21 protein-coding genes are annotated in these 22519 nt (G+C 69.8%); 15 read left to right on the top strand and 6 right to left on the bottom strand.

The window, feature by feature from the left end:
• Nucleotides 1–15 precede the first annotated feature (15 nt).
• Genes ACFOM8_RS12955 through ACFOM8_RS12940 form a run of 4 tightly spaced genes read left to right on the top strand, consistent with a single transcriptional unit; the run spans nucleotide 16 to nucleotide 2584 of the window.
• Entirely contained in the window at nucleotides 16–270 is a 255-nt protein-coding gene (locus tag ACFOM8_RS12955; protein ID WP_377761960.1) for a hypothetical protein, read from the top strand.
• Between the two features lie 6 nt (nucleotides 271–276).
• Nucleotides 277–666 (top strand): MAPEG family protein, encoded by a 390-nt coding sequence (locus ACFOM8_RS12950; RefSeq protein ID WP_377762123.1) that lies wholly within the window; start codon nucleotides 277–279, stop codon nucleotides 664–666.
• 33 nt (nucleotides 667–699) lie between these two features.
• Nucleotides 700–2094, top strand: a complete 1395-nt coding sequence (lpdA, locus tag ACFOM8_RS12945; RefSeq protein ID WP_377761958.1) for a dihydrolipoyl dehydrogenase — start codon at nucleotides 700–702, stop codon at nucleotides 2092–2094.
• Entirely contained in the window at nucleotides 2087–2584 is a 498-nt protein-coding gene (locus ACFOM8_RS12940) for a transglycosylase SLT domain-containing protein (RefSeq protein ID WP_377761956.1), read from the top strand. The genes lpdA and ACFOM8_RS12940 overlap by 8 nt, the downstream gene beginning before the upstream one ends.
• Before the next feature lie 81 nt (nucleotides 2585–2665).
• On the opposite strand, the gene ACFOM8_RS12935 is transcribed toward ACFOM8_RS12940, so the two are convergent.
• Nucleotides 2666–3871 carry a phosphoglycerate kinase gene (locus ACFOM8_RS12935; RefSeq protein ID WP_377762121.1) on the bottom strand — a complete coding sequence of 402 codons (1206 nt, stop codon included), beginning with the start codon at nucleotides 3869–3871 and terminating at the stop codon, nucleotides 2666–2668.
• Between the two features lie 163 nt (nucleotides 3872–4034).
• Between ACFOM8_RS12935 and ACFOM8_RS12930 the strand changes: the two genes are divergently transcribed.
• The 7 genes from ACFOM8_RS12930 to glmM all read left to right on the top strand — a co-directional run bounded on the left by ACFOM8_RS12930 (nucleotide 4035) and on the right by glmM (nucleotide 11926).
• Nucleotides 4035–4541, top strand: coding sequence for a peptidylprolyl isomerase (locus ACFOM8_RS12930; RefSeq protein WP_377761954.1), 507 nt, complete (start codon nucleotides 4035–4037; stop codon nucleotides 4539–4541).
• Complete coding sequence (locus ACFOM8_RS12925; RefSeq protein WP_377761952.1) at nucleotides 4534–5124, top strand: peptidylprolyl isomerase; 591 nt, start codon at nucleotides 4534–4536, stop codon at nucleotides 5122–5124. Before ACFOM8_RS12930 ends, ACFOM8_RS12925 begins: the two co-directional genes overlap by 8 nt.
• A 139-nt stretch (nucleotides 5125–5263) precedes the next feature.
• Nucleotides 5264–7810, top strand: a complete 2547-nt coding sequence (locus tag ACFOM8_RS12920; RefSeq protein WP_377761950.1) for a putative PEP-binding protein — start codon at nucleotides 5264–5266, stop codon at nucleotides 7808–7810.
• Nucleotides 7811–8099: 289 nt separating this feature from the next.
• Nucleotides 8100–8777: a cell wall hydrolase gene (locus ACFOM8_RS12915; RefSeq protein ID WP_377761948.1), complete on the top strand. Its 678-nt coding sequence runs from the start codon at nucleotides 8100–8102 to the stop codon at nucleotides 8775–8777.
• 45 nt (nucleotides 8778–8822) lie between these two features.
• Nucleotides 8823–9605: a dihydroneopterin aldolase gene (locus tag ACFOM8_RS12910; RefSeq protein WP_377761946.1), complete on the top strand. Its 783-nt coding sequence runs from the start codon at nucleotides 8823–8825 to the stop codon at nucleotides 9603–9605.
• Nucleotides 9602–10579 (top strand): dihydropteroate synthase, encoded by a 978-nt coding sequence (folP, locus tag ACFOM8_RS12905; protein WP_377761944.1) that lies wholly within the window; start codon nucleotides 9602–9604, stop codon nucleotides 10577–10579. Before ACFOM8_RS12910 ends, folP begins: the two co-directional genes overlap by 4 nt.
• A complete protein-coding gene (glmM, locus tag ACFOM8_RS12900) occupies nucleotides 10580–11926 on the top strand; it encodes a phosphoglucosamine mutase (protein ID WP_377761943.1) in 1347 nt (448 codons plus the stop codon). It begins immediately after the preceding gene.
• A gap of 69 nt (nucleotides 11927–11995) precedes the next feature.
• Here glmM and ACFOM8_RS12895 read toward each other — a convergent pair whose 3' ends face one another.
• Together ACFOM8_RS12895 and dksA are read right to left on the bottom strand one after the other, a co-directional pair.
• On the bottom strand, nucleotides 11996–13123 hold the full coding sequence (locus ACFOM8_RS12895; protein ID WP_377761941.1) for an FAD-dependent oxidoreductase: 1128 nt from the start codon (nucleotides 13121–13123) through the stop codon (nucleotides 11996–11998).
• A gap of 7 nt (nucleotides 13124–13130) precedes the next feature.
• The gene (gene dksA, locus ACFOM8_RS12890) at nucleotides 13131–13553 is read right to left on the bottom strand and encodes an RNA polymerase-binding protein DksA (RefSeq protein WP_126155835.1); all 423 of its coding nucleotides are present in this window, start codon (nucleotides 13551–13553) and stop codon (nucleotides 13131–13133) included.
• Between the two features lie 163 nt (nucleotides 13554–13716).
• On the opposite strand from dksA, the gene ACFOM8_RS12885 reads away from it, so the two are divergent.
• Nucleotides 13717–14556, top strand: a complete 840-nt coding sequence (locus ACFOM8_RS12885) for an AAA family ATPase (protein ID WP_377761940.1) — start codon at nucleotides 13717–13719, stop codon at nucleotides 14554–14556.
• A gap of 10 nt (nucleotides 14557–14566) precedes the next feature.
• On the opposite strand, the gene ACFOM8_RS12880 is transcribed toward ACFOM8_RS12885, so the two are convergent.
• Nucleotides 14567–15244, bottom strand: a complete 678-nt coding sequence (locus tag ACFOM8_RS12880; protein ID WP_377761938.1) for a hypothetical protein — start codon at nucleotides 15242–15244, stop codon at nucleotides 14567–14569.
• 122 nt (nucleotides 15245–15366) lie between these two features.
• Here ACFOM8_RS12880 and ACFOM8_RS12875 point away from each other — a divergent pair, with 122 nt between their 5' ends.
• Entirely contained in the window at nucleotides 15367–16647 is a 1281-nt protein-coding gene (locus ACFOM8_RS12875) for an O-acetylhomoserine aminocarboxypropyltransferase/cysteine synthase family protein (RefSeq protein WP_377761936.1), read from the top strand.
• 30 nt (nucleotides 16648–16677) lie between these two features.
• On the opposite strand, the gene ACFOM8_RS12870 is transcribed toward ACFOM8_RS12875, so the two are convergent.
• A complete protein-coding gene (locus tag ACFOM8_RS12870) occupies nucleotides 16678–17766 on the bottom strand; it encodes an SIMPL domain-containing protein (RefSeq protein WP_377761934.1) in 1089 nt (362 codons plus the stop codon).
• A 188-nt stretch (nucleotides 17767–17954) separates the two neighbouring features.
• On the opposite strand from ACFOM8_RS12870, the gene ACFOM8_RS12865 reads away from it, so the two are divergent.
• Complete coding sequence (locus ACFOM8_RS12865) at nucleotides 17955–20921, top strand: hypothetical protein (RefSeq protein WP_377761933.1); 2967 nt, start codon at nucleotides 17955–17957, stop codon at nucleotides 20919–20921.
• Here ACFOM8_RS12865 and ACFOM8_RS12860 read toward each other — a convergent pair.
• Nucleotides 20918–21925: a TraB/GumN family protein gene (locus tag ACFOM8_RS12860; RefSeq protein ID WP_377761932.1), complete on the bottom strand. Its 1008-nt coding sequence runs from the start codon at nucleotides 21923–21925 to the stop codon at nucleotides 20918–20920. The genes ACFOM8_RS12865 and ACFOM8_RS12860 overlap by 4 nt on opposite strands.
• 195 nt (nucleotides 21926–22120) lie before the next feature.
• On the opposite strand from ACFOM8_RS12860, the gene ACFOM8_RS12855 reads away from it, so the two are divergent.
• Nucleotides 22121–22408 (top strand): co-chaperone GroES, encoded by a 288-nt coding sequence (locus tag ACFOM8_RS12855; protein WP_167622607.1) that lies wholly within the window; start codon nucleotides 22121–22123, stop codon nucleotides 22406–22408.
• Nucleotides 22409–22519: the final 111 nt, after the last annotated feature.

Genomic DNA, 22519 nt, shown 5'->3' with positions numbered 1-22519 from the left:
GCCAGGAGCCAGGACATGCAACTGATCGCCCATTACAGCGTGAACGATTATCCCGCCTTCAAGGCTTCTTTCGACGCCGATGCCGAGGATCGCGGCGCCAATGGCCTGTCCCTGCTGCAACTGTGGCGAGAGAACAACGGCTCGGCCTGGGCGCTGTTCAGCGTCAGCGACGCCAAGGCGGCGCGGGCCTATCTGGAGGGGGCGGCCGCGGTCTTCAACAGCCAGGCGGGCGTCAGCGCCTCCAGCTATCACTTCGTGGAAACCGCCTGAGCGATGATGACCGCCGAACTGACCGTTCTGGCCCTGGCGGGCCTGCTGCAAGGCATCCAGTTCGCGGCCTTCTCGGTCGCGGCGAACATGCAGGTCGGGCCGCGCGTCGCCATGGGGCCGCGGGACGACGCCCCGCAACTCAAGGGAACGGCGGGCAGGCTGCAACGGGCTTTCGGCAACCATTTCGAAGGGCTGATCCTGTTCACGCTGGCCGTGGTCGCCGTCACGCTGGGCGGACAGGCCAGCGCCGTGACGGGTGCCTGCGCCTGGATTTATCTTGCCGCCCGGATCCTCTATGTCCCGGCCTATGTTCTTGGCTGGGTGCCCTGGCGCTCGGCCATCTGGGCCGTCGGGTTCGGGGCGACAATGACAATGATACTGGCCGCGCTGGTCTAGGCCGCGGCCTCCGAGGGACAGAAGGAGAGATGGATGTCCACCTATGATCTGATCGTGATCGGCGCCGGGCCGGGCGGCTATGTTTGCGCGATCCGGGCAGCCCAGCTGGGCCTCAAGGTCGCCTGCGTCGAGGGACGCGAGACGCTGGGCGGCACCTGTCTGAACGTGGGCTGCATTCCCTCCAAGGCCCTTCTGCATGCCAGCCACATGCTGCACGAGACGCACGAGAATTTCGCGAAGATGGGCCTGAACGCCGGTCATGTCGAGGTCGATTGGCCCAAGATGCTGGGCTACAAGTCCGAAACCGTCGGCGGCAACACCAAGGGCATCGAGTTCCTGTTCAAGAAGAACAAGATCGACTGGCTGAAAGGCTGGGCGGTCATCGAGGCCGCCGGCAAGGTCAAGGTCGGCGACACGACCTACGACGCGAAGAACATCGTGATCGCCACGGGCTCGGTCCCCTCGGCCCTGAAGGGCGTGACCGTGGACAACGATGCGGGCATCGTGGTCGACTCGACCGGCGCCCTCGCGCTGCCGAAAATCCCCGCGTCCATGGTCGTGATCGGCGCGGGCGTGATCGGGCTTGAGCTGGGCTCGGTTTATGCCCGCCTCGGGGCGCAGGTCACGGTGGTCGAATACCTGGACGCCATCACCCCCGGCATGGACGGCGAGGTGCAGAAGCAGTTCCAGAAGATCTTGGCCAAGCAGGGGTTGAAATTCGTCCTGGGCGCGGCGGTGTCGGGCGTGGAAACCGTCGAAGGCGGCGCCAAGGTCACCTATGCGCTGCGCAAGGACAACAGCGAACAGGCGCTGGAGGCGGAGGTGGTCCTGGTCGCCACGGGGCGCCGTCCCTATGTCGAAGGCCTGGGCCTTGACAAGCTGGGCGTGCAGACGACCGACCGCGGCTATGTCCAGGTGGACGGCCACTGGCAGACCTCGGTCCCCGGCATCTACGCCATCGGCGACGCCGTTCCCGGCCCGATGCTGGCCCACAAGGCCGAGGACGAGGGCATGGCCGTGGCCGAAACGATCGCGGGAAAGCACGGGCATGTGAACTACGACGTGATCCCCGGCGTGATCTATACCATGCCCGAGGTCGCCGCCGTCGGCCTGACCGAGGAAGCCGCCAAGGCCACCGGCCGCAAGATCAAGATGGGCAAGTTCCCCTTCATGGGCAACGCGCGCGCCAAGGCGGCGATGCAGGCCGAGGGGTTCGTGAAGCTGATCGCCGATGCGGACACCGACCGGATCCTCGGCTGCCACATCATCGGCCCCAACGCGGGCGAGATGATCCACGAGGTCTGCGTGGCCATGGAATTCGGCGCCGCCGCGCAGGACCTGGCGCTGACCTGCCACGCGCATCCCACGACCTCGGAAGCAGTGCGAGAGGCGGCGCTGGCCTGCGGCGACGGCGCGATCCATGCCTGATCTCGGCCGCCGCGGCCTGATCCTCGCGACCCTTGCCCTTGCCGCCTGTGGCGGCGGGGGTGCGGGCAGAGGTGCGGGCGGGGGCGGGCGGAACATGCCGGCGGGTCTCGGCCGCAACGGGCTTTATCCGAACGAGACGCCGCAGCTGCGCGCGCGCATCAACTTCTGGGCCGACCATTACGACGTGCCGCCCGCCATCGTGCAGCGGATCATCCTTCGCGAATCGCGGCACAATCCCGGCCTGCGGAACGGTCCTTATTACGGGCTGATGCAGCTGAATCCCCAGACCGCGCGCACCATGGGCCATCGCGGCTCCGCCGCCAGCCTGCTCGATGCCGACACGAACCTGCGCTATGGCGTGAAATACCTGCGCGGCGCCTGGATGGTGGCCGACGGCGACCCGGACCGGACGGTCATGTGGTATTCGCGCGGCTATTACTACGAGGCCAAGCGAAAGGGCCTGCTGAAGAAGACCGGCCTGCGCGGCTGACTTCTTCTTTGCCCAAATACCCTCGGGGGTGAATTGCGGTCGCCAGACCGCAAGAGGGGGCGCGAGCGCCCCCTTTCTCCGTCAGCCGTGCCGCGCCGCCTTCAACGCCGCCACGCCGGGCAGCTCCTTGCCTTCCATCCACTCCAGGAAGGCCCCGCCGGCGGTCGAGATGAAGGTGAAATCGTCCGCCACGCCCGCCTTGTTCAGCGCCGCCACCGTATCCCCGCCTCCCGCGACCGAGATCAGCCTGCCGTCGCGCGTCAGCTCCGCCGCCGCCTGCGCCGCGGCATTGGTCGCGCGGTCGAAAGGCTCGATCTCGAAGGCGCCAAGGGGGCCGTTCCAAATCAACGTCTTGCAACGGGCCATCGCCTCGCGCAGTGCCTCGACGGTGGCCGGGCCCGCGTCCAGGATCATCGCGTCCGCCGGGCACTGATCGGCGGGCAGAACCTGGGCATCGGCGCCCGCCTTGAACTCGCGCGCCACCACGATGTCCAGCGGCAGGTGGATCACGCAGCCGCCCTGGTCGGCCTTTTCAAGGATCTGGCTCGCGGTGCTGGCCATGTCGCGTTCCGCCAGGGACTTGCCCACCTCGACGCCCTTCGCCACCAGGAAGGTGTTGGCCATGCCGCCGCCGATCACCAGGTGATCGACCTTGTCCACCAGGTTCATCAGCAGATCCAGCTTGGTCGAGACCTTGGCCCCGCCCACCACCGCCATCACCGGCCGCTGCGGCGTGCCGAGCGCCGCGTCAAGCGCCTTCAGTTCCGCCTCCATCAGCCTGCCCGCCCCCGACGGCAGCAGCCGCGCCAGCCCTTCGGTCGATCCATGCGCCCGGTGCGCGGCGGAAAAGGCGTCGTTCACGTATACCGCCCCCAGGGCCGCCAAAGAGGCCGCAAAGGTCGGGTCGTTCTTTTCCTCGCCTTCATGGAACCGCGTGTTTTCCAGCAGCGCCACGTCGCCCGGCTTCAGCCCGGCCACGACGCGCTTGGCCGGGCCGCCGATGCAGTCGTCGGCGAAGACCACCGGCTGTCCAAGGGCGGCTTCCAAAGCGGGCACGATCTGCTTCAGGCTCATGGCGTCCACGCGCTTGCCCTTGGGGCGGTCGAAATGCGCCAGCAGGACCGGGATGCCGCCCCGAGCCTGGATGTCCTTGACGGTGGGCACGATCTTCTCGATCCGCGTCGCGTCGGTGACGCGACCGTCTTCCACCGGCACGTTCACGTCCACGCGGGTCAGGACGACCTTGCCGTCCATGTCCAGATCGTCAATCGTCTTGAAATCGGCCATCATGTCGTCCTTTCGGGCATTTGGGGCGTCGAAGGCTTGTCCCGCATGGGGGCGGCGGCGTCAACTCTCGCGTAAGGGTGATGCCGCCGTGAGGGGGTTTGCGCGTTGCCACCGGGGCGGCAAAGCCCTAGACCGAGAACCGAACCTGGCAAAGGAGGGCCGCATGGCCGAGATCACCGATCCCGAAAACACCATCATCATCGAGCTGAAGGACGGCCCCGTCGTTGTCGAACTGCTGACCGATGTCGCCCCCCAGCATGCCGCGCGCATGAAGGAACTGGCCCGCGCCGGCAAGTACGACAACGTGGCCTTTCACCGCGTGATCGACGGCTTCATGGCCCAGACCGGCGATGTGCAGCACGCCAACATGGAAAACGCCTACAACCCTGGCCGCGCGGGCACCGGCGGGTCGGATCTGCCCGACCTTCCGGCGGAATTCTCCAAGCTTCCGCATGACCGGGGCACCCTGGGCGCGGCGCGGTCGCAGAACCCCAACAGCGCCAACAGCCAGTTCTTCATCAACTTCAAGGACAACCATTTCCTGAACGGCCAGTACACCGTTTACGGCCGCGTGATTTCGGGGATGGAGCATGTGGACAAGATCGCACGCGGCGAGCCGCCCGCGAACCCGGACCGCATGATCAGCGTCAAGGTGGCCGCCGATGCGTAAGGCTCTGATCCCCGCCTTTGTGCTGGCGGCAACCGCCGCCCATGCCCAGGCCCCCGCGCACCAGGACGGCCCCGGCCCGAACATGGTGATCGAGGTGGCGGGCGCCGACGGCACGTCCAAGGGCACCATCACGCTGGACCTGCTGGCCGACAAGGCGCCGAACCATGTCGCGCGGCTGGTGGAGCTGGCCAAAGCGGGCGCTTATGACGGCGTGGTGTTTCACCGCGTGATCGACGGCTTCATGGCCCAGACGGGCGACGTGGAACACGGCAAGCAGGGCGGCGCCAGCGTCGCCATGGCGGGCACCGGCGGGTCGGACCTGCCGGACCTGGAAGCCGAGTTCAACGATGTCTCGTTCGGGGCGGGCACCGTGGGCATGGCCCGCGCCCAGGATCCCAACAGCGCCAACAGCCAGTTCTTCATCGACCTGGCGCCCGCGACCTTTCTTGACGGGCAGTACACAGTCGTGGGCCAGCTGGTCGATGGCTGGGACGTGCTGAACCAGATCAAGAAGGGCGATGCGAACGCCAACGGCGCGGTCGAGGCCCCCGACTACATGGCCAAGGTCACGATCGTCGAATAGAACTGGCGTCGAATAGAACTGGCGTCGAATAGAACTGGCCTCGAACAGGTCTGGCGTCGATCAAGACCGGCAAAGGGGGCTTCGGCCCCCTTTTTCGCGCTTGCGGCATCGGCTGCCGCGCGCCTATCTTCTGCGCGACATGGAACCGCGCAGCCTTCCCGATGTGACAGAGATCACGCCCTCGGCCGGGGTCGAACGCGCCTGCCACGGCTGGCGGGCGAAATGCCTGCAACGTCTGGTCAGGATGCGCCTGCCCGTGCCGCGCAGCTTTGCCATTCCGGCGGAAACCGTGCAGTCCATCGCCACCGGCAAGCGCGTCGATCTGGGCGCCCTGTCCGGCCTGTTCAGCGAAGGGGACGGGCTGGTCAGCGTCCGCCCCTCGGCCATGATGCCGGAATGGGGCGGGCCGGGCACGATCCTGAACGTCGGCATCAACGACCAGACCCATGGCAGGCTGGCCCGCCGCATCGGCCGCGCCAACGCCGACACCCTGTATCGCCGCTTCGTCCAGGGATACGCGATCCACATCGCGCGCCTCGATCCCGACATGTTCGCCCAAGAGGGCGAGGATGCCCTGGCCGAGGCGTTGCGCTGTTACCGCGACGAGACGGACGAGGATTTCCCCCAGAATCCCGCCGACCAGCTGGCCGAGGTGCTGCGGTCCATGGCGCGTGCCTGGGACGGGCCGACCGCCCGGCTGCTGCGCCAGGCCAAGGGCGCGCCCCCGGACGCGCCGCTTGGTCTGGTGGTCCAGCAGATGGCGCTTGGCCTGGGTCCGGGGCTTTGCGGGTCGGGCAGCATCCAGTTCGTCGATTCCGTCACCGGCGCCCCTCGCGTCACCGGCCGCTTCAAGCGCCAGCATCACGGCGGCGCCGAGGGGGCGGGCGCGCAAACGCAGTTCCTGACCCGGGACGAGCGCGGTCCTTCGCTGGAGGACACCGCGCCGGAAGTCTTTGCCGACCTGATTCGCTTCGGCGTCGCCGCGCGCGAGCGTCTGCGCGAAGAAATGCAGATCGAGTTCGTGGTGGCGGCCGGCCGCATCTCGATCATCGACGCCGTGCGGGTCCAGCGCACGTCGCGCGCGGGCGTCCGCATCGCCGTGGCGCTTGCCCGCGACGGCATCATCCCGGAATCCGAGGCGGTGATGCGCGTCGAACCCCGCGCGCTTGCAGACCTTCTGCACCAGCAGGTCGATCCGCGCGCCCCGCGCGAGGTGATCGCGCGGGGCATCAACGCCAGCCCGGGCGCCGCCACCGGCCGCATCGTCTTCACCTCGGCCGCCGCCCAGGCCGCGGCGGCGCGCGACGAGGCCTGCATCCTGGTGCGCCGCGAAACCGCGCCCGAGGACGTGCGCGGGATGCACGCATCCGTCGGCGTGCTGACCGAACGGGGCGGCACCACCAGCCACGCGGCGGTGATCGCGCGCGGCATGGGCTTGCCCTGCATCGTCGGCGCCACCGGCATCAGCATCGACGCGCGCCAGCGGGTGCTGCGCGCGGGCGCGCTTACGCTGCTTGAAGGCGACGAGATCACCATCGACGGATCGAGCGGCGAGGTGCTGGCGGGCCGCGTTCCCCTGCTGGAACCGGCGCTGGACGACAACTTCACGCAGCTTCTGGACTGGGCCGATGCCGAGGGCGGGATCGCCGTGCGCGCCAATGCCGAGACGCCCGAGGACGCCTTGACCGCCCTGCGGTTCAACGCGCAAGGGATCGGCCTCTGCCGGACCGAGCACATGTTCTTCGACGCCGAGCGCCTGCCCGCCATGCGCGAGATGATCTTTGCCGACAAGCCCGAGGATCGCCGCTTGGCCTTGGACCGCATCCTGCCCATGCAGCGCCAGGATTTCACCGCCCTGTTCGAGATCATGGCGGGCCTGCCCGTCACCATCCGCCTGTTCGACCCGCCCCTGCACGAATTCCTGCCCCATGACCGCGAGGGGCTGCGGGAACTGGCCGATTCCATGGACCTGCCCTTGTCCGACGTGACCCGCCGGGTCGAGGCGCTGTCGGAATTCAACCCGATGCTGGGAATGCGCGGGGTCCGCCTGGGCATCACCGTTCCCGAGATCTACGACATGCAGGCCCGCGCGATCTTCGAGGCCACCGTCGAGGCCAGCCGCAAGGGCGATCCCGTCGTCCCCGAGATCATGATCCCCCTGGTCAGCGCCATGCGGGAGGTCGAGCTGGTCAAGAACCGCATCGACGCCGTGGCGGCCGCCGTGAAGAACGACCGCCGCGCCGATTTCACCTATCGCCTGGGGGTGATGGTTGAAACGCCCCGTGCCTGTTTGCGCGCGGGCGACATCGCCGCCCATTCGGCCTTTCTGTCCTTTGGCACGAACGACCTGACGCAGATGACCTATGGGCTGTCGCGCGACGATGCCGGACGCTTCATGGGCACCTATGTCGGCCAGCACGTCTACGACGAAGATCCCTTCCACTGCCTGGACCAGGACGGAGTGGGCGAGCTGCTTCTGATGGGCGCGCAGCGCGCGCGCCAGCAGCGCCCGCAGATCACCATTTCCGTTTGCGGCGAGCATGGCGGCAATCCCGAGTCGATCGGCTTCTGCCATGACGCGGGTTTCGACTATGTTTCGTGCTCGCCCTTTCGGGTGCCGGTGGCGCGCCTCGCGGCGGCGCAATCGGCATTGCGCCAACGGCTGGGCCAGCGGAACGGGCGGTGATTCGCCTTTGAACGAATCAGTTTTTCCGCTTTCAAGCCGTTGAAATTAGGTCCGAACCGGCCCTTGTTGACGGCGATCTTGCCGAAATTTGCCGGTTGGGGTTTTCGGAGCCGGCAGGATGCTGCCGAAAATCGGGTTTTTGGCGGCTTTCGCGGGCCTTGCGGAAAAGCGGTGTCGCCTGGCCGGTTGTTAAAACCGTAATCATTCCGCTGATCCCGCGGCATGTTCCCTGGCGGACGCCGCGGTGCTGTTAACGCCTCGTCCATCTGGCACGGCTATAGGAATGCTTATGAAAACGCTGCTTCAGCGGTTGGCGCCGTCTTGCCTGTGCGCCGCCGCCCTGACCCTGACTGCGACAAGCGCATTTGCGGGCAACGGCTCGCTGTTCTCGACCGATTCCGGGCTTTTCGACGCCCCGACCCTGGTTGCCTCCCGCAGCGGCGACACCCGCCGCCCGACGCCGCTTCTATATACGGGCGCGGAGCCTGTGAAGGTCGAAAATCCCGTCGCCGAAGAAAATCCCGACGCCGAACTGTTCCTGGCCAGCACCGCAAAGGCCGCGCGGGGCCGCTTTGACGAACGCGACCTGAACTGCCTGGCCGAGGCGATCTATCACGAGGCGCGCGGCGAAAGCCGGCGCGGCCAGGCCGCCGTGGCCGAGGTGATCCTGAACCGCGTGGACAGCGACAAGTTCGCGTCCTCGGTCTGCGGGGTGGTGAACCAGCCCAGCCAATTCAGCTATACCATCGGCGGGCGCAAGGCGATCGGCAACAAGGCCGCCTATCTGCGCGCCCGCGACATCGCGCGCAATGCCCTGGCGGGCGCCCCCCGCGTCCTGACCGGCGGGGCCACCTATTTCCACACCCCCGCCGTCAGCCCGTCCTGGTCGCGCCGCTTCCAGCGCACCGTGCAGATCGGGCAGCACATCTTTTATCGCCCAGGCGGACAGCGCGTCGCCTCGAACTGAAGGCCGGGCTTGCCTGCGGGTGGGATTTGCTGTGAATAACCGGGCATGAGCCAGCCCGACCGCATCCACCTGCGCGACCACGTGATCCAGACCGAGATCGGCGCATTCCAGTCCGAACGCGGCCACGTGCAGCGCCTGCGCTTCAACCTGACGGTCGATCTGCGCGATCCCGTGGACGCGGGCGACGACCATGTGGACCGGATCCTGTCCTATGACGTGCTGGTCCAAGCGGTCGATGCCGCCTTGGCCGAGGGACGCTACAACCTGGTCGAGACGCTGGCCGAACGCATCGCCGCCGAGGTGCTGGCCGATCCCCGCGCCGCCCGGATCGAGGTCCGCGTGGAAAAGCTGGACCGGGTGCCCGGCGCCCTGGGCATCACGATCAGCCGCGATGCGGGCCGGGTGACGGTGGCCCGCCGGCACCTGCCGGTTCGGATCGTCGTGGGCCAGCCCGCCGCGCTGCCGCCCGGCGCGGTGATCCTGCTGCCTGCCGCCCCGGTCCGACCCTTGCCGCAAGGCGGCGACGCCCGGCGCATCGCCCTGCTGGGGTTCGACCAGGCCGCCTGGATCCTGGCATCGAGCCTGGGGGTCGAGGTCGCCGAGACGCGGACCGAGCTCGACGCCGCCATCAGGCATGAACGCCCGGTGGTCTGGGCGCCCGCGCGGCTGGCCGTCGAGACCCCCGCGACCGCCGCCGAGGCCCCCGCCCTGGCCTTCTGGCTGGCCGCGCGCCTGTCGGCGGATCGCGTGGATTTCGCGGCATCCGCACCCCCGCCCGCCCCGCCCGGCGGGCTTGCCGTCGGTCGGATCGCGGGAATCGCGCAATGACGCTTTATTTCCGCCCCGTTCCCGTTCCCCATGGCCGCCACGCCCTGGCGGGCGGCTGGACGCGCTTTTCCCAGGCCGAGATCCTGGAGCGCGGCCGCCCGCCCCGGATCTGCGACGACATCCCGGCGGATGTTCTGCGCCGCCTGACCGCCCCCCGGCCCCGCTTGGCCGGCCTGTCGCTGGACCGCCCCCGCGTCATGGGCATCGTGAACGCCACGCCCGACAGCTTTTCGGACGGCGGACTTTATGATCCCGCCGCCCATAGCCGGCAACTGATCCGCGAAGGCGCCGACATTCTGGACATCGGCGGCGAATCGACCCGGCCGGGCGCGGCCGAAGTGCCTGCCGCCGACGAGATCGCCCGCATCATCCCCGCGATCCGCGCGCTGTCCGGCAAGGCGCCGGTTTCCGTCGATACGCGCAAGGCTTCCGTGGCGCAGGCCGCGCTGGAGGCCGGGGCGGCGATGGTCAACGATGTGTCAGGCTTCGATTTCGACCCGGCCCTGGCCCCCCTGGTCGCGGACGCGCGGGTGCCGGTCTGCCTGATGCACGCCCGGGGCCTGCCCGCGACGATGCAGAACGATCCGCGCTATGAGGACGTGCTGCTGGATGTTTACGACGCGCTCGACGCCCGCGTCCGCCGGGCCGAGGCCGCAGGCATTCCGCGCGCGCGCATCCTTGTCGATCCGGGCATCGGCTTCGGCAAGACGCAGGCGCATAATCTTGCCATCCTGCGGCGGATTTCGCTGTATCATGGGCTTGGCTGCGCGATCCTTCTGGGCGTCTCGCGCAAGCGGTTCATCGGAACGATCGGCGGCGCGGACAACCCCGCCGACCGCGCCCCCGGGACGCTTGCGCTGACGCTTGGGGCGGTGGCGCAGGGGGTGCAGGTTCACCGCGTCCACGATGTGCGCGGTCTGGTTCAAGGGCTGCGGCTGTGGCAGGCCGTCAACGACAACGAAAAGGCAGAATAGATGAGCAAAGGCTTGTTCGGCACCGACGGCGTTCGCGGCCGCGCCAACACATACCCCATGACGGCCGAGATGGCGCTGCGCCTTGGCGCCGCCGCCGGCCGGTATTTCCGGCGCGACAGGCATGACAGCGTGCATCGCGTGGTGATCGGCAAGGACACCCGCCTGTCGGGCTACATGCTGGAAAACGCGCTGACGGCGGGGCTGACCAGCACCGGCATGAACGTGCTGCTGCTGGGCCCGGTGCCGACGCCCGCCGTGGGCTTTCTGACCCGGTCGATGCGGGCGGATGTCGGCATCATGATCTCGGCCAGCCACAACCCGGCCGAGGACAACGGCATCAAGTTCTTCGGCCCCGACGGCTTCAAGCTGTCAGACGAGGCCGAGGCCGCCATCGAGAGCATCGTCGCCGGAGAGATCGTTCCCGCCCAACCCGCCAATATTGGCCGCGCCAGGCGGATCGACGACGGGCGCGGCCGATATGTCGAATATGCCAAGACGACCTTTCCGGCGGGCCAGCGTCTGGACGGCTTGCGCGTGGTGATCGACTGCGCCAACGGCGCGGCCTATCGCGCCGCGCCCGACGTGCTGTGGGAACTGGGCGCCGAGGTGATCTCCATCGGCGTCGATCCCGACGGGCGCAACATCAACGCGGGCGTCGGCTCGACCCATCCCGAGGCCTGCGCGCAAGCGGTCCTGGCCCATGGCGCGCATCTGGGCATCAGCCTGGACGGCGACGCGGACCGGGTCATCATTATCGACGAAAAGGGCCGCGTGGCCGACGGCGACCAGATCATGGCGCTGATGGCCGCCCGCTGGGCCGAGCAGGGGCGGCTGCGGGGCAACGCCCTGGTGGCGACCGTGATGTCGAACCTGGGGCTGGAGCATTTCCTGTCTGGCCGCGGACTGCGGCTGGAGCGCACCCGGGTGGGCGACCGCTATGTGGTCGAACGGATGCGGGAAGGCGGCTTCAACCTGGGGGGCGAGCAGTCGGGCCACATCGTGATGACCGACTATGCCACCACCGGCGACGGGCTGATCGCCGCCATGCAGGTTCTGGCGGCCATGGCGGATACCGGCCAGACGGCCAGCACCCTGGCCGCCCAGTTCGACCCCGTGCCGCAGATGCTGAAAAACGTGCGTTACGCCGCGGGCGCCGATCCCCTGTCGGCCGCCGCAGTCCGCGCCGTCATCGCCGATGCCGAGGCGCGCCTGGCCGGAACCGGCCGCGTGCTGATCCGCAAGTCGGGAACCGAGCCCCTGATCCGCGTCATGGCCGAGGCCGAGAACGAGGCGGTGCTGCGCGAGGTCGTGGACGGGATCGTCGCGGCGGTGGAAAAGGCGGCCTGAGGCGGCGCGCGCCGGGGGACTTCACGTCCCCCGGACCCCCTGTGGGATATTTCCGCAAAGGTGAAAGTGTCAGGGCGTTTCCGCGACCGGATCGAAGTCATAGATCCAGTCGAAGCGTGACAGGATCGCGCCTGGCGCGATGCGGCCGCCGAGGCGCAGCGCGGTATGGGCCGCAAGGCGCCTGGGGCCCGTCAGGTGATAATTGCGCGCGTTTTGGTTTGCGGCGGCGACAATGCGCGCCGTGCGCGGCTTGCGCAGGTTCTGATAGCGGGACAGCGCGGCTTCCTGGTCGGGGGTCGCGTCCAGGCAGGCGGCCAGGGTCCAGGCGTCCTCGATCGCCATGCAGGCGCCCTGCGCCATGAAGGGCAGCGTCGGATGGGCCGCGTCACCCAGGATCGCGCTGCGGCCGTCCTGCCAGCGGCCGGCGACCTCGTGCCGGAACAGGCCCCAGACATGAACCTGGTCCACGACGGCCAACCAGTCCGGCACCGGGCCGCCGAAGCCTGCAAAGGCCGCGCGCAGGTTGGCGGGGTCGTCGGGGCGCGACCAGCCCTCGTCCTGCCAGTCGCGGGTTTCCAGAACGGCCACGATGTTGCGCAGGCCCCCTGCCAGCGGATAGCTGACCAGATGGCGGCCCGCGCCCATGAAGACCTGCGCCTCGGGCGTCGCATCGCGATCGGGGATAACGGCACGCCAGGCGGTCTGGCCGGTGAAGAAGGGCACCTCGCGCCCGTTCAGCGCCGTGCGGATGCGGCTGTGCAGCCCGTCAGCGCCGATCAGCAGGAGAGCCTCGGGCGGCGTTTCGACGGCATGGCCCAGGCGGACAGGGATGCCCGCGCCGCGCGCGGCCTGTTCCAGCACCTCGATCAGGCGGGCGCGGTGGATCAGGCGGAACCGCGCGCCGGGGCGGTGGCGGGCCAGATCCAGCCGTGCCACCTCGGCCCCCGAGGCGTCGCGCAGCCGCACGGCGCGGCTTGGCAGCGACACCGCGTCAAGGGCCGTGCCAAGGCCAAGGGCATCCAGAACCCGCATGGCGTTGGGCGAAAGCTGCAAGCCCGCCCCCACCTCGGCAAGCGCGGGCGCGCGTTCCAGGACGGCGACATCGGCGCCGCGCCGGCGCAGGGCAATGGCCGCGGTCAGTCCCGCGACACCGCCGCCGACGACAATGACGGGCCGCGACTGCAATGCCCCGGGCATCGCAAGATCAATCGTCGCGGTGGACCCGTTCGCGCCGTTCGTGGCGTTCCTGCGCTTCCAGCGTCATGGTGGCGATGGGTCGCGCGTCCAGACGCTTGAGGCTGATCGGCTCGCCCGTCATCTCGCAATAGCCGTATTCGCCCGTCTCGATCCGGCGCAGGGCCGCGTCGATCTTGCTGACCAGCTTGCGCTGGCGGTCGCGGGTGCGCAACTCGAGCGCGCGGTCGGTTTCCTCGGACGCGCGGTCGGCCAGGTCGGGGACAGAGCGGGCGCTGTCCTGCAATCCTTCCAGCGTTTCGGCGGACTGGTCCAGCAGCTCCTGCTTCCAGGCTTCCAGCTTGCGTCGGAAATATTCAAGCTGCCGGTCGTTCATGAAGGGCTCATCCTCGGCGGGACGATAGTCCTGGGGCAGGAAGGTCTGGGCTTTCATAAATCCTCTCCGGCGGAGCCGGGCTGGAACGCGTACCGGCACCCTTGCGCGCCCCCTTAAAGTATGACGTGCTTCTTGTCAAAAGGCGAAACGATCAAGGTTGAATGACAAGCGACACCATGCGTTGTTCCGTCACAACCGGTTCACCTGAAAGGAGAGTTTCATGCAGTTCACCGGCACCGACCGATACGTCGCCCCGCCCGACCTGGCGATCGCGGTCAATGCCGCCGTGACGCTGGAGCGTCCCCTGCTGGTCAAGGGCGAACCGGGAACCGGCAAAACCGAACTGGCCCGGCAGGTGGCCGGCAGCCTGAACCTGCCGATCATCGAATGGCATGTGAAATCAACCACCAAAGCCCAGCAGGGATTGTATGAATACGACGCCGTGTCCCGGTTGCGCGACAGCCAGCTGGGCGACGCGCGGGTCCATGACGTCGGCAATTACATCCGCCGGGGCAAGCTGTGGCAGGCCTTCGCGGCGCCAGGAAAGACCGTTCTGCTGATCGACGAGATCGACAAGGCCGACATCGAGTTTCCGAACGATCTGCTGCAAGAGCTCGACCGGATGGAGTTTCACGTTTACGAGACGGGCGAAACGATCCGGGCCGCGCACAGGCCGGTGGTCATCATCACCTCGAACAACGAAAAGGAGTTGCCGGACGCGTTTTTGCGGCGGTGCTTTTTCCATTACATCCGCTTTCCCGACGCCGACACGCTGCGCGCCATCGTGGACGTGCATTACCCCGGCCTGAAGCGCGGCTTGCTGGATCAGGCGCTGACGCGGTTCTTCGAACTGCGCGAAACGCCGGGCCTGAAGAAGAAGCCCTCGACCAGCGAGCTTCTGGACTGGCTGAAGCTGATCCTGGCCGAGGATCTGGCGCCCGAGGATCTGCGCCGCGATCCCCACACGATGCTGCCCCGCCTGCATGGCGCGCTGCTGAAGAACGAAGGGGACGTGGCGCTGTTCGAAAAGCTGGCCTTCATGGCGCGGCGGCAGCGATAGGCGGCCCTTCCTAGGACGCGGAGCCGGGTCCGCTGGCCGGATCGTCGGCGGCGCGGCCCGCGCCCAGGCCGATGCCCATTCCCGCGCCGCCCCCGCCTCCGCCGCCGCCCCCGCCTCCGCCGCCGCCGCTGCGGGACCGGCCCTCTTCGCGCGTCTTGCCGCCGCCGGGGGCGGGTCGGGTCGGACCTTGGGGCGGAATGGCAAGGTTCGCGGGCACGGGGTCCAGGTTTAGGGCCTGGCGGATGAAGTCGCGCAGGGACCGGACCAGTTCGCCGGTATGGACGGGCCGGCCCTCCACCAGGTCGCGGGCGGCGCGTTCGGCCAGGCGGACATGGGTCTCGGTTCCCAAGAGCAGGATGTCGGACAGCGCGCCTTCCACCGCGTCGCGGATGCGGCGGTTGCGCTCGGACCCTTCGGGAAGGTCCGCGCCTTCGGCCGCGCGCCGGCGCAGGTCGCGCAGGTGGGCGGGGTCCACCGCCAGATCGCCGGTGAAGGATCCGCCCAGCACCTTGTAGGCGGCGATCAGCACGCGCAGCCGTTCGTTGATCTGGCGGTTCATCCTCTCGCGCCGCTGCTGGACGGTGAACATCACCAGCACGCGGATGCCGATGCCGATCAGCGCGAACAGCGCGATCCCGATCACCGTCGACAGGATGCTGTTCCAACTGCCGAGGTCGATCATGCGCATGGTCCGGTCCTTTTGCGGAATGGCCCGCATGATGGCGCAGGCAACGGCGGGGACAAGCCCGATTTCGGAATTGAAAAGGGGGGCCGGTCGTGACCTTCTGCGCAGCATCAGAGGAGAACGACATGACCCAGGGCTTTGACACGACAGCCGTTCACGCGGGCACCGCGCCCGATCCCGCGACCGGCGCGCGGCAGGTGCCGATCTATCAAACGACATCCTATGTCTTCAAGAACGCCGACCACGCCGCGCGCCTGTTCGGGCTGCAAGAGGTGGGCTACATCTATTCCCGCCTGACAAACCCGACCGTGGGCGCGTTGCAGAACCGGATTGCCGCGCTGGAAGGCGGCGCGGGCGCGGTCTGCTGTTCGTCGGGCCATGCGGCGCAGATCATGGCGCTGTTTCCCTTGATGGCGCCGGGGCGCAACATCGTTGCCTCGACCCGGCTTTACGGCGGCACGGTGACGCAGTTCAGCCACACCATCAGGCGGTTCGGCTGGTCGGCGAAGTTCGTCGATTTCGACGACCTGGACGCCCTGCGCGGAGCCATCGACGACGACACCCGCGCGGTGTTCTGCGAATCGATCAGCAATCCGGGCGGCTATGTCACCGACATCCCGGCGGTGGCCGAGATCGCGAAGGCCGCAGGCATCCCGCTGATCGTGGACAACACGCTGGCCACGCCCTACCTGTGCCGCCCCATCGAGATGGGCGCGACCCTGGTTGTCCACAGCCTGACCAAGTACATGACCGGCAACGGCACCGTCACGGGTGGCGCGGTCGTGGACAGCGGCGCGTTCGACTGGTCGGCATCCGGCAAGTTTCCCAGCCTGTCGGACCCCGAGCCCGCTTATCACGGGCTGCGGTTCCACGAAACCTTCGGCCCGGCGGCCTTCACCTTTCATTCCATCGCCATCGGCCTGCGCGACCTCGGCATGACCATGAACCCGCAGGGCGCGCATTACACGCTGATGGGGATCGAGACCCTGGGCCTGCGCATGGCGCGCCACGTGGACAACGCCCGGAAGGTTGCGGAATGGCTGGAAAGCGACCCCCGCGTGACCGCCGTCACCTATGCGGGACTCGCCTCGTCGCCCTGGAACGAAACGGCGCGGCGGCTTTACCCGAAGGGCGCGGGGGCGCTGTTCACCGTTGCGGTCAAGGGCGGCTATGACGCGGCGGTCAGGGTGGTGGGCGCGCTGAAGCTGTTCAGCCATGTGGCCAACCTGGGCGACGCGCGGTCGCTGGTGATCCATTCGGCCTCCACCACCCACCGGCAGCTGACCGAGGACCAGCAGCGCGCCGCGGGCGCCGCGCCAGACCTGCTGCGCCTGTCCATCGGGATCGAGGATCCGGCCGACCTGATCGCCGACCTGGACCAGGCGCTGGCGGCCGCGGTCGCGTGAGAAAAAGGGGGCCCGAAGCCCCCTTTCCGGTCAGTTGGCGGGCGGCGGGGCCGTGGGCGCATCGGCCCCCGGCACGACAGGCTCGCCCGGTTCGGGCGCGCCGGTATCGGTGCCCAGGGGCGGCGGCAGGTCGCCCGGCGGCGGGGCGGCGGGGTCGCTGCCGGGAACGGGGGCGGCGGGACCGCCCTCGGGGGCCGGGGTTTCCATGCCCGGCACGGGCGGATGGTCGGGGGGCAGGACGGCCTGGCCGGAGGCGTCATCCCGGCCGGGGGCGCTCTCGGGACCGGCGCCTTCGGGACCGGCGCCTTTGTCATGCCCGCGGCCCTCGCCGCGACCGCGATCCCGGCCGCCCTCGCCGCTCATCGGTCCGCAATCCTGGCCCGACAAGGCGAACTGCATCTCGACGGTGGCGGTCATGGCGACCTCTCCGGCGGCGATCGGCACCTTGGCGGCGTCAGCCGCGCCGCGGGCCTCCATCATCATGGGGCGGGGGCCTTGCGGCGCGGGCGTGTCGCGCAGCACCAGCACGGGGCCCAGCGTCAGGCCCGCGGCCTCGGCCAGGATCTCGGCCTTGTGGCGGGCGTCCCGGACCGCGGCGCGGCGGGCCTCGTCTTCCGAGCCGCTGCTGTCGTCGCGGGTGAAGCCGATGCCGTTGATCTCGTTCGCGCCGGCGGCGACGATGGCGTCCAGAACCTCGCCCAGGCGGGCCACGTCGCGGACGCGCACCGCGACCATGTTTGTGGCCTGATAGCCCGTGACGGTCGGCGCGCGCCCTTCGGCATAGTCCATGACCGGATTGAGGTTCAGCCCCGAGGTCTGGACATCGGCCCCCTCGATCCCCGCTCCGGCCAGGGCCTCGATCACGGCTGTCTGCTGCGTCGAGTTCTGGCGCATCGCCTCGGCCGCGCTGGCGGCCTGCGTGGTCACGCCAAGCTGGATCGTCGCGAGGTCGGGGGCCACGCGGGCCTCGCCCTCGCCCGTGACGGTCAGGCGCGACAGGCCGGGATGGCACATGTGATGGCCGCCCTTTGCGGGGGCCGCCTGGGCGGGCGCGGCAAGCGCGAAGGCCGTCGATGCGGCCAAGGCGGCCCGGACCAGCTTGCGCGGAACCTTTGTCATGGTTTTGTCCTTTCTGCGGAAAATCCCGTTGCCCAGCTAACACCGGGGCGGGCCGGGCGGTTCAAGGCAATTCTGTTCACGGCCGCGCCAGATTCGCTTTCCCCACCGCGCAATTTCCGGTAGATCTGGCGCAATCCCATCAAATCGCGGACCCGCAACACGCGATCGTATCCGAGCAGTGATCCACCATGAACAGACATATCGCGCCGCCCGAATTCGCCATGAGCTTCACGCCCGAGGCGGTTCTGCTTGAACATCGCGACGGCTTCGGCTGGCGGCCCCTGGGACAGGCCCCCTTTGCCGGGCGGGAAATGACGGCCCGGCTGGCGGCGCTGCGCGACCAGGCGGGGGTGGCGCCGGGGGATCTGGACACGGTGGTGGTCATTCCCGACGACCAGATCCTGTATACCACGCTGACGGTTCCGGTGGGTTCGGACACGCCCAAGGCCGTCGCCCGCGCACTCGAGGCGATGACGCCCTATCGGGCGGACGAACTGGCCTTCGACTGGTGTCCCTCGGACAACGGCGACATCGAGACGCTGCGCATCGCCGCCGTGGCCCGCCGCACCCTGGAGGAGGCCGAGGATTTCGCCCGCGCCCAGGGCTTCCGCCCTTCGGGCTTCGTGGCGCGGCCCGATGACGCGCGCTTCGACGGCCAGCCCGATTTCGGGCCCAGCCGGCTGGCCGACGACCGCTTTGTCCGCATGCCCTTCAGCGAACCCGACCTGCTGGGCGCGCGCGTGACGGATCCGGTCGTGGCCGATCCGGCGCCCGCGCCCGCCGCCGCCCCGGTGATCACCCGCATCGTGCCCCATCTGGCGCTGCCCCGGGCCGATGCGCGGCCCGTTTCCGCGCAACCCGTCGGGGACGCCGCCTCCGCCCGGGCCGCTGCCCCGGCGGCGCCAAGCTCCGCGGCCGTGGCCGAGGTGATCCGGCACGGCGACCCCAAGACGCCCGCCGCGCCGCGCGTCCTGCCGCCGCGCGCGCAGGCCGTGCATGACTGCGCCCGCCAGGCCCGCGCGGTCCGCGCCGCCGCGCCCGAGGAAACCGGGCCGCCCGCCTTGTCCGCGCTGGCCCGCCTGCGGCGACTGGATCCCGGCCGCCTGCCGGTGATGATGGGCCTGCTGGTTCTGGGCCTTGTGGCGGTGCTGGCCTTCTTCGGCGCCAAACCCTCGGGCGAGGCCGTGCCCCCGGCCGAGATCGCCGCGCCCGCCCCCGCCCCGCAGCCGGCGGACACCGCGCCGGCTTCCGCGCCGGCCGACGTGGCCGTCGCGGCGCCCGAACCCGCCGCGCCCGAGCCCGCCGCGCCCGAACCCGCCGCGCCCGAACCTGCCGCGCCCGAACCTGCCGCGCCCGAACCCGTCGCGCCGCTGCCCGCCGCGCCCGGCGAAACCGCCGAAGCGCCTCCGGCGCGCGCGTCGGAGGCTGGGGCAACGCCGTCCGCCGCCACGCAGCAGCCGACGGCACCCCCACCGGCCCTTGCCTCTCCTGCGCCCGGGCAGCAGGAGGCCGCGACGGCAGGCACGGCCACGGCGTCACGGCCCCTTCCCGCGCCCGCGCAGCCGCAGCAGCCGACGCCCGCCGCGCAGGGCGGCGACGCGCTGAGCCGGGCCCTGGCCGAGGCGATGAACCGCCCGGAACCGGCGGCTCCGCAAACCCCGATCAGCGCCGCGACCCTGGCCCGCGACCTGGCCGAGGCGCCGCGCCCAAGGGCGGCAACCCCCGCCGGTCCGGCGCAGCCCGCCCCTGCGGCCGAGGTTCCGGCTGCACCCGCTGCCACGCCGCCCGCGGTTGTTCCGGCGCGTCAGCAGCTGGCAAGCTCGTCCCGGCCGCCGCGCGTCGCGCCCGTGCGCGCCTCGGCCCCGGCGCGGACCGATGCCCGCCCTGCGGTGCCCGCGAACCCGCGGCCCTACGCGGAACGCGCGCGCCAAGAACCCGCGCGGCTGAAAACGGCCCGCCCGCCCGAACGTCCCGCCGTGGCCGCCGCCCCCCGCGCCCCCGCTGCCGCGCCCAAGGCCGCGCCCGCGCGCGCCTCGCAGCCCGCAGCCGGGTCGGCCCGTCCGCCCGCGCGCCCCGAACCCCAGGGCAGCCTGGAGGAAGGCAGCCGGTCCGAGGAAGGCCAGCGCACCCGCCTGACCCGTGCCGAGGAACAGGCCCTGACGGATCTGCTGCGCGACCTGCGCACGGCCCAGGCGGGGGCATCGGGGCTGTCGCAGGCCGAACGCGGGGCGGTTGTCCGCCTGGCCGATGCCCGCCCGACCCGCAAGCCGGTGTCGGTCAACGCGCCTTCCAAGCGCGCGGTCCAGGATGCCGTGGCCGCCGCGGTCGCGGACGCGGATCGCCCCGCGGCGTTCGCGGCGGGACTGGGCCGCTCGGCGCGCCCTGCCGCACGCCCTGGGGAATCGCGCAGGGCGGCGCGCGGCGATCCCGGCCCCGGCAATGCCAGCCTGTCCAGCGGCGCCATCAACCAGGCGGTCGCCGCGGCCGTATCCGAAAGCTCGTCCCTGCCAGGCGCCGTCGCTTTGACGGCGCTTCGTTCATCCGCCCTTCCGCCCCGCCGCGCGGCCGGGGCGGGCGCCGCCGCCGTGGCCGCCGCTGTCGCGGCCGCCCCCCTGGCCCCCACGCCCGACGACCTTCGCGCCGCAGCCCAGGCCCAGTCCGAGGACGCGGCCCTTGCCGAACAGCGCCGCCAGGATGCCGAGTTGCAGGCCCAGGCCCAGGCCCGCGCCCGCGCCCGCGCCGACTGGGACGCCGCAGCCGAGGCGCAGGCCCGCGCCGCCGCCGAAGCCCGCGCCCGCGCCCTGGCCGAGGCCGAGGCGCGCGCCGCCGCCGCCCGCCAGCAACGCTATGCCCCGCCCGAGGCCGAGGACGAACCCGAGGTCGCCGCCGCCGTTCCCGACGGCCGCACGCCGACAACGGCGGGCGTCGCCGCCACCGTCAAGGACGGCATCCAGATCAACCGCACCCAGATCATCGGCACCATCGGCGCGGGCAAGGCCAGCCGCGCCCTTGTGCGCCTGTCGAACGGCCGCGTCCTGACCCTGCGGCTTGGCGACAAGATCAACGGCGGCACCATCACCGACATCGGCGACAGCCGCATCACCTTTGTCAAGGGCGGGCAGGCGCAGGCGCTGTCGGTCCTGGGCGGGCGCTAGCCGTCCAGCCGCTCGATCGCCCAGCCGTCGCGTTCCAGCAGGCGCAGCACGCCCTCCTCGCCCGGCAGGTGCAGCGCGCCGAAACCCGCGACGATGCCCTTGCCCTGTCGGGCCGCGTCCCGGGCGGCCTGGGTCAGCGGACCGATCCAGGCCCGGTTGCGCTTGTCCATCAGCTGCTCCTGCGCAAGCCGCATCTGCGCGTCGACCTGCGCGCGCGTCAGCCCGGACGTGCGATAAGCGTCGAAGCGCCCGAATTCCCAGATCGCCCAGATGTCGCCCGCGAAATAGGCGTCCGTCAGCGTCACGGCGTAATCGTCGGCATAGGCGGCGGCGGGCAAGGCGGTGCGGATCATCTCGATCTCCTGCTGGGGCGTCAGGTCGCGGAACAGGGTGAACACCGTGTCCCATGGCTCCAGCGCGCGGACGGGAACGTCCAGCGCCTCGGCCCGTTCGACCAGGCGGTGATCCAGGCCCTGCGCGCCGGTTTTCGCCACCTGCTCCATCATGCAGGGGCTGATCCCCAGCATCATCGCCACGTACCAGGGCCGCAGCTTCGAGGTGACGACGGCGGGCGTGCCGCGTTCCGCCATCGCCATCGACAGCAGCCGCCAGTCCTTGTCGCTCAACCGTTCGGGCAGGGTTGGTCCCGTCGGATCGACCATCAGCGTGGGGTCCGATGACAGCGCCTCGGTCAGCTTGCGCTCCTCGGCCGGACCCGCCTCGACCAGGACGGCGGCGGCTTCGGCGATAAGCGGCTCCAGCCGGGCCAGCATCGGATCATGACGCGGGTCGCCGAAATGATAGGTGCCCACCAGCGTCATCGACTGGCCGCCCTTGCTGGCCCGCCACAAAAGTCCCTGGTGAAAGGGAACGTCCGCCACCGCCGCGTCGATCAGGGCCCGCCGGTCGGGTGGCATGGTCTCGAGCAGGTTCGTGCCCGCGCATTCGGATGCGGGGGCCGCCCCCGCCCACAGCGCCAGGATTGCCGCCAGAACCATGCGCATCCGATCTTTCCCCGTTCTTGCCCGCGGCAAGGCTGGCACACGCCCGTCGTCGTGACCAGCCGGGCCGGGACACATTTTAGCGACAACCCGGCGTTGACAGGACCGGCGCCTTGCCATAGATCAGCGCCATTGGCACTCAATGCCGATGAGTGCCAACAACGCAACACTGCAACCTGAAACCCGGAGTGTTCCCTTATGGCATTCAAACCGCTGCATGACCGCGTTCTGGTCCGCCGCGTCCAGTCGGACGAAAAGACCAAGGGCGGGCTGATCATTCCCGACAGCGCCAAGGAAAAGCCCGCCGAGGGCGAGGTCATCTCGACCGGCGAAGGCGCGCGCAAGGATTCGGGCGAACTGATCGCGCCGTCGGTCAAGGCGGGCGACCGCGTGCTGTTCGGCAAATGGTCCGGCACCGAAGTCACGATCGACGGCGAAGAGCTGCTGATCATGAAGGAAAGCGACATCCTGGGCGTCATCGCCTGATCCGCGTCCTTCACCGATAAATTCAGGAGAATCAAATGGCTGCGAAAGAAGTCAAGTTCAACACGGATGCCCGCGACCGGATGCTTCGGGGTGTCAACATTCTGGCCGATG

This window comes from Paracoccus angustae, from assembly GCF_042648745.1.
GTDB classification, from domain to species: Bacteria; Pseudomonadota; Alphaproteobacteria; order Rhodobacterales; family Rhodobacteraceae; genus Paracoccus; species Paracoccus angustae.
The sequence above is the reverse complement of the archived record's forward strand: the minus strand, read 5'-3'. Positions and strand labels throughout refer to the sequence as shown.

Excerpts from the sequence above, each read along its gene's own strand:
- ACFOM8_RS12955 (WP_377761960.1), top strand. The coding sequence starts at position 16 with ATGCAACTGATCGCCCATTACAGCGTGAACGATTATCCCGCCTTCAAG.
- ACFOM8_RS12950 (WP_377762123.1), top strand. The coding sequence starts at position 277 with ATGACCGCCGAACTGACCGTTCTGGCCCTGGCGGGCCTGCTGCAAGGC.
- lpdA (WP_377761958.1), top strand. The coding sequence starts at position 700 with ATGTCCACCTATGATCTGATCGTGATCGGCGCCGGGCCGGGCGGCTAT.
- ACFOM8_RS12940 (WP_377761956.1), top strand. The coding sequence starts at position 2,087 with ATGCCTGATCTCGGCCGCCGCGGCCTGATCCTCGCGACCCTTGCCCTT.
- ACFOM8_RS12935 (WP_377762121.1), bottom strand. The coding sequence starts at position 3,871 with ATGGCCGATTTCAAGACGATTGACGATCTGGACATGGACGGCAAGGTC.
- ACFOM8_RS12930 (WP_377761954.1), top strand. The coding sequence starts at position 4,035 with ATGGCCGAGATCACCGATCCCGAAAACACCATCATCATCGAGCTGAAG.
- ACFOM8_RS12925 (WP_377761952.1), top strand. The coding sequence starts at position 4,534 with ATGCGTAAGGCTCTGATCCCCGCCTTTGTGCTGGCGGCAACCGCCGCC.
- ACFOM8_RS12920 (WP_377761950.1), top strand. The coding sequence starts at position 5,264 with ATGGAACCGCGCAGCCTTCCCGATGTGACAGAGATCACGCCCTCGGCC.
- ACFOM8_RS12915 (WP_377761948.1), top strand. The coding sequence starts at position 8,100 with ATGAAAACGCTGCTTCAGCGGTTGGCGCCGTCTTGCCTGTGCGCCGCC.
- ACFOM8_RS12910 (WP_377761946.1), top strand. The coding sequence starts at position 8,823 with ATGAGCCAGCCCGACCGCATCCACCTGCGCGACCACGTGATCCAGACC.
- folP (WP_377761944.1), top strand. The coding sequence starts at position 9,602 with ATGACGCTTTATTTCCGCCCCGTTCCCGTTCCCCATGGCCGCCACGCC.
- glmM (WP_377761943.1), top strand. The coding sequence starts at position 10,580 with ATGAGCAAAGGCTTGTTCGGCACCGACGGCGTTCGCGGCCGCGCCAAC.
- ACFOM8_RS12895 (WP_377761941.1), bottom strand. The coding sequence starts at position 13,123 with ATGCCCGGGGCATTGCAGTCGCGGCCCGTCATTGTCGTCGGCGGCGGT.
- dksA (WP_126155835.1), bottom strand. The coding sequence starts at position 13,553 with ATGAAAGCCCAGACCTTCCTGCCCCAGGACTATCGTCCCGCCGAGGAT.
- ACFOM8_RS12885 (WP_377761940.1), top strand. The coding sequence starts at position 13,717 with ATGCAGTTCACCGGCACCGACCGATACGTCGCCCCGCCCGACCTGGCG.
- ACFOM8_RS12880 (WP_377761938.1), bottom strand. The coding sequence starts at position 15,244 with ATGCGCATGATCGACCTCGGCAGTTGGAACAGCATCCTGTCGACGGTG.
- ACFOM8_RS12875 (WP_377761936.1), top strand. The coding sequence starts at position 15,367 with ATGACCCAGGGCTTTGACACGACAGCCGTTCACGCGGGCACCGCGCCC.
- ACFOM8_RS12870 (WP_377761934.1), bottom strand. The coding sequence starts at position 17,766 with ATGACAAAGGTTCCGCGCAAGCTGGTCCGGGCCGCCTTGGCCGCATCG.
- ACFOM8_RS12865 (WP_377761933.1), top strand. The coding sequence starts at position 17,955 with ATGAACAGACATATCGCGCCGCCCGAATTCGCCATGAGCTTCACGCCC.
- ACFOM8_RS12860 (WP_377761932.1), bottom strand. The coding sequence starts at position 21,925 with ATGCGCATGGTTCTGGCGGCAATCCTGGCGCTGTGGGCGGGGGCGGCC.
- ACFOM8_RS12855 (WP_167622607.1), top strand. The coding sequence starts at position 22,121 with ATGGCATTCAAACCGCTGCATGACCGCGTTCTGGTCCGCCGCGTCCAG.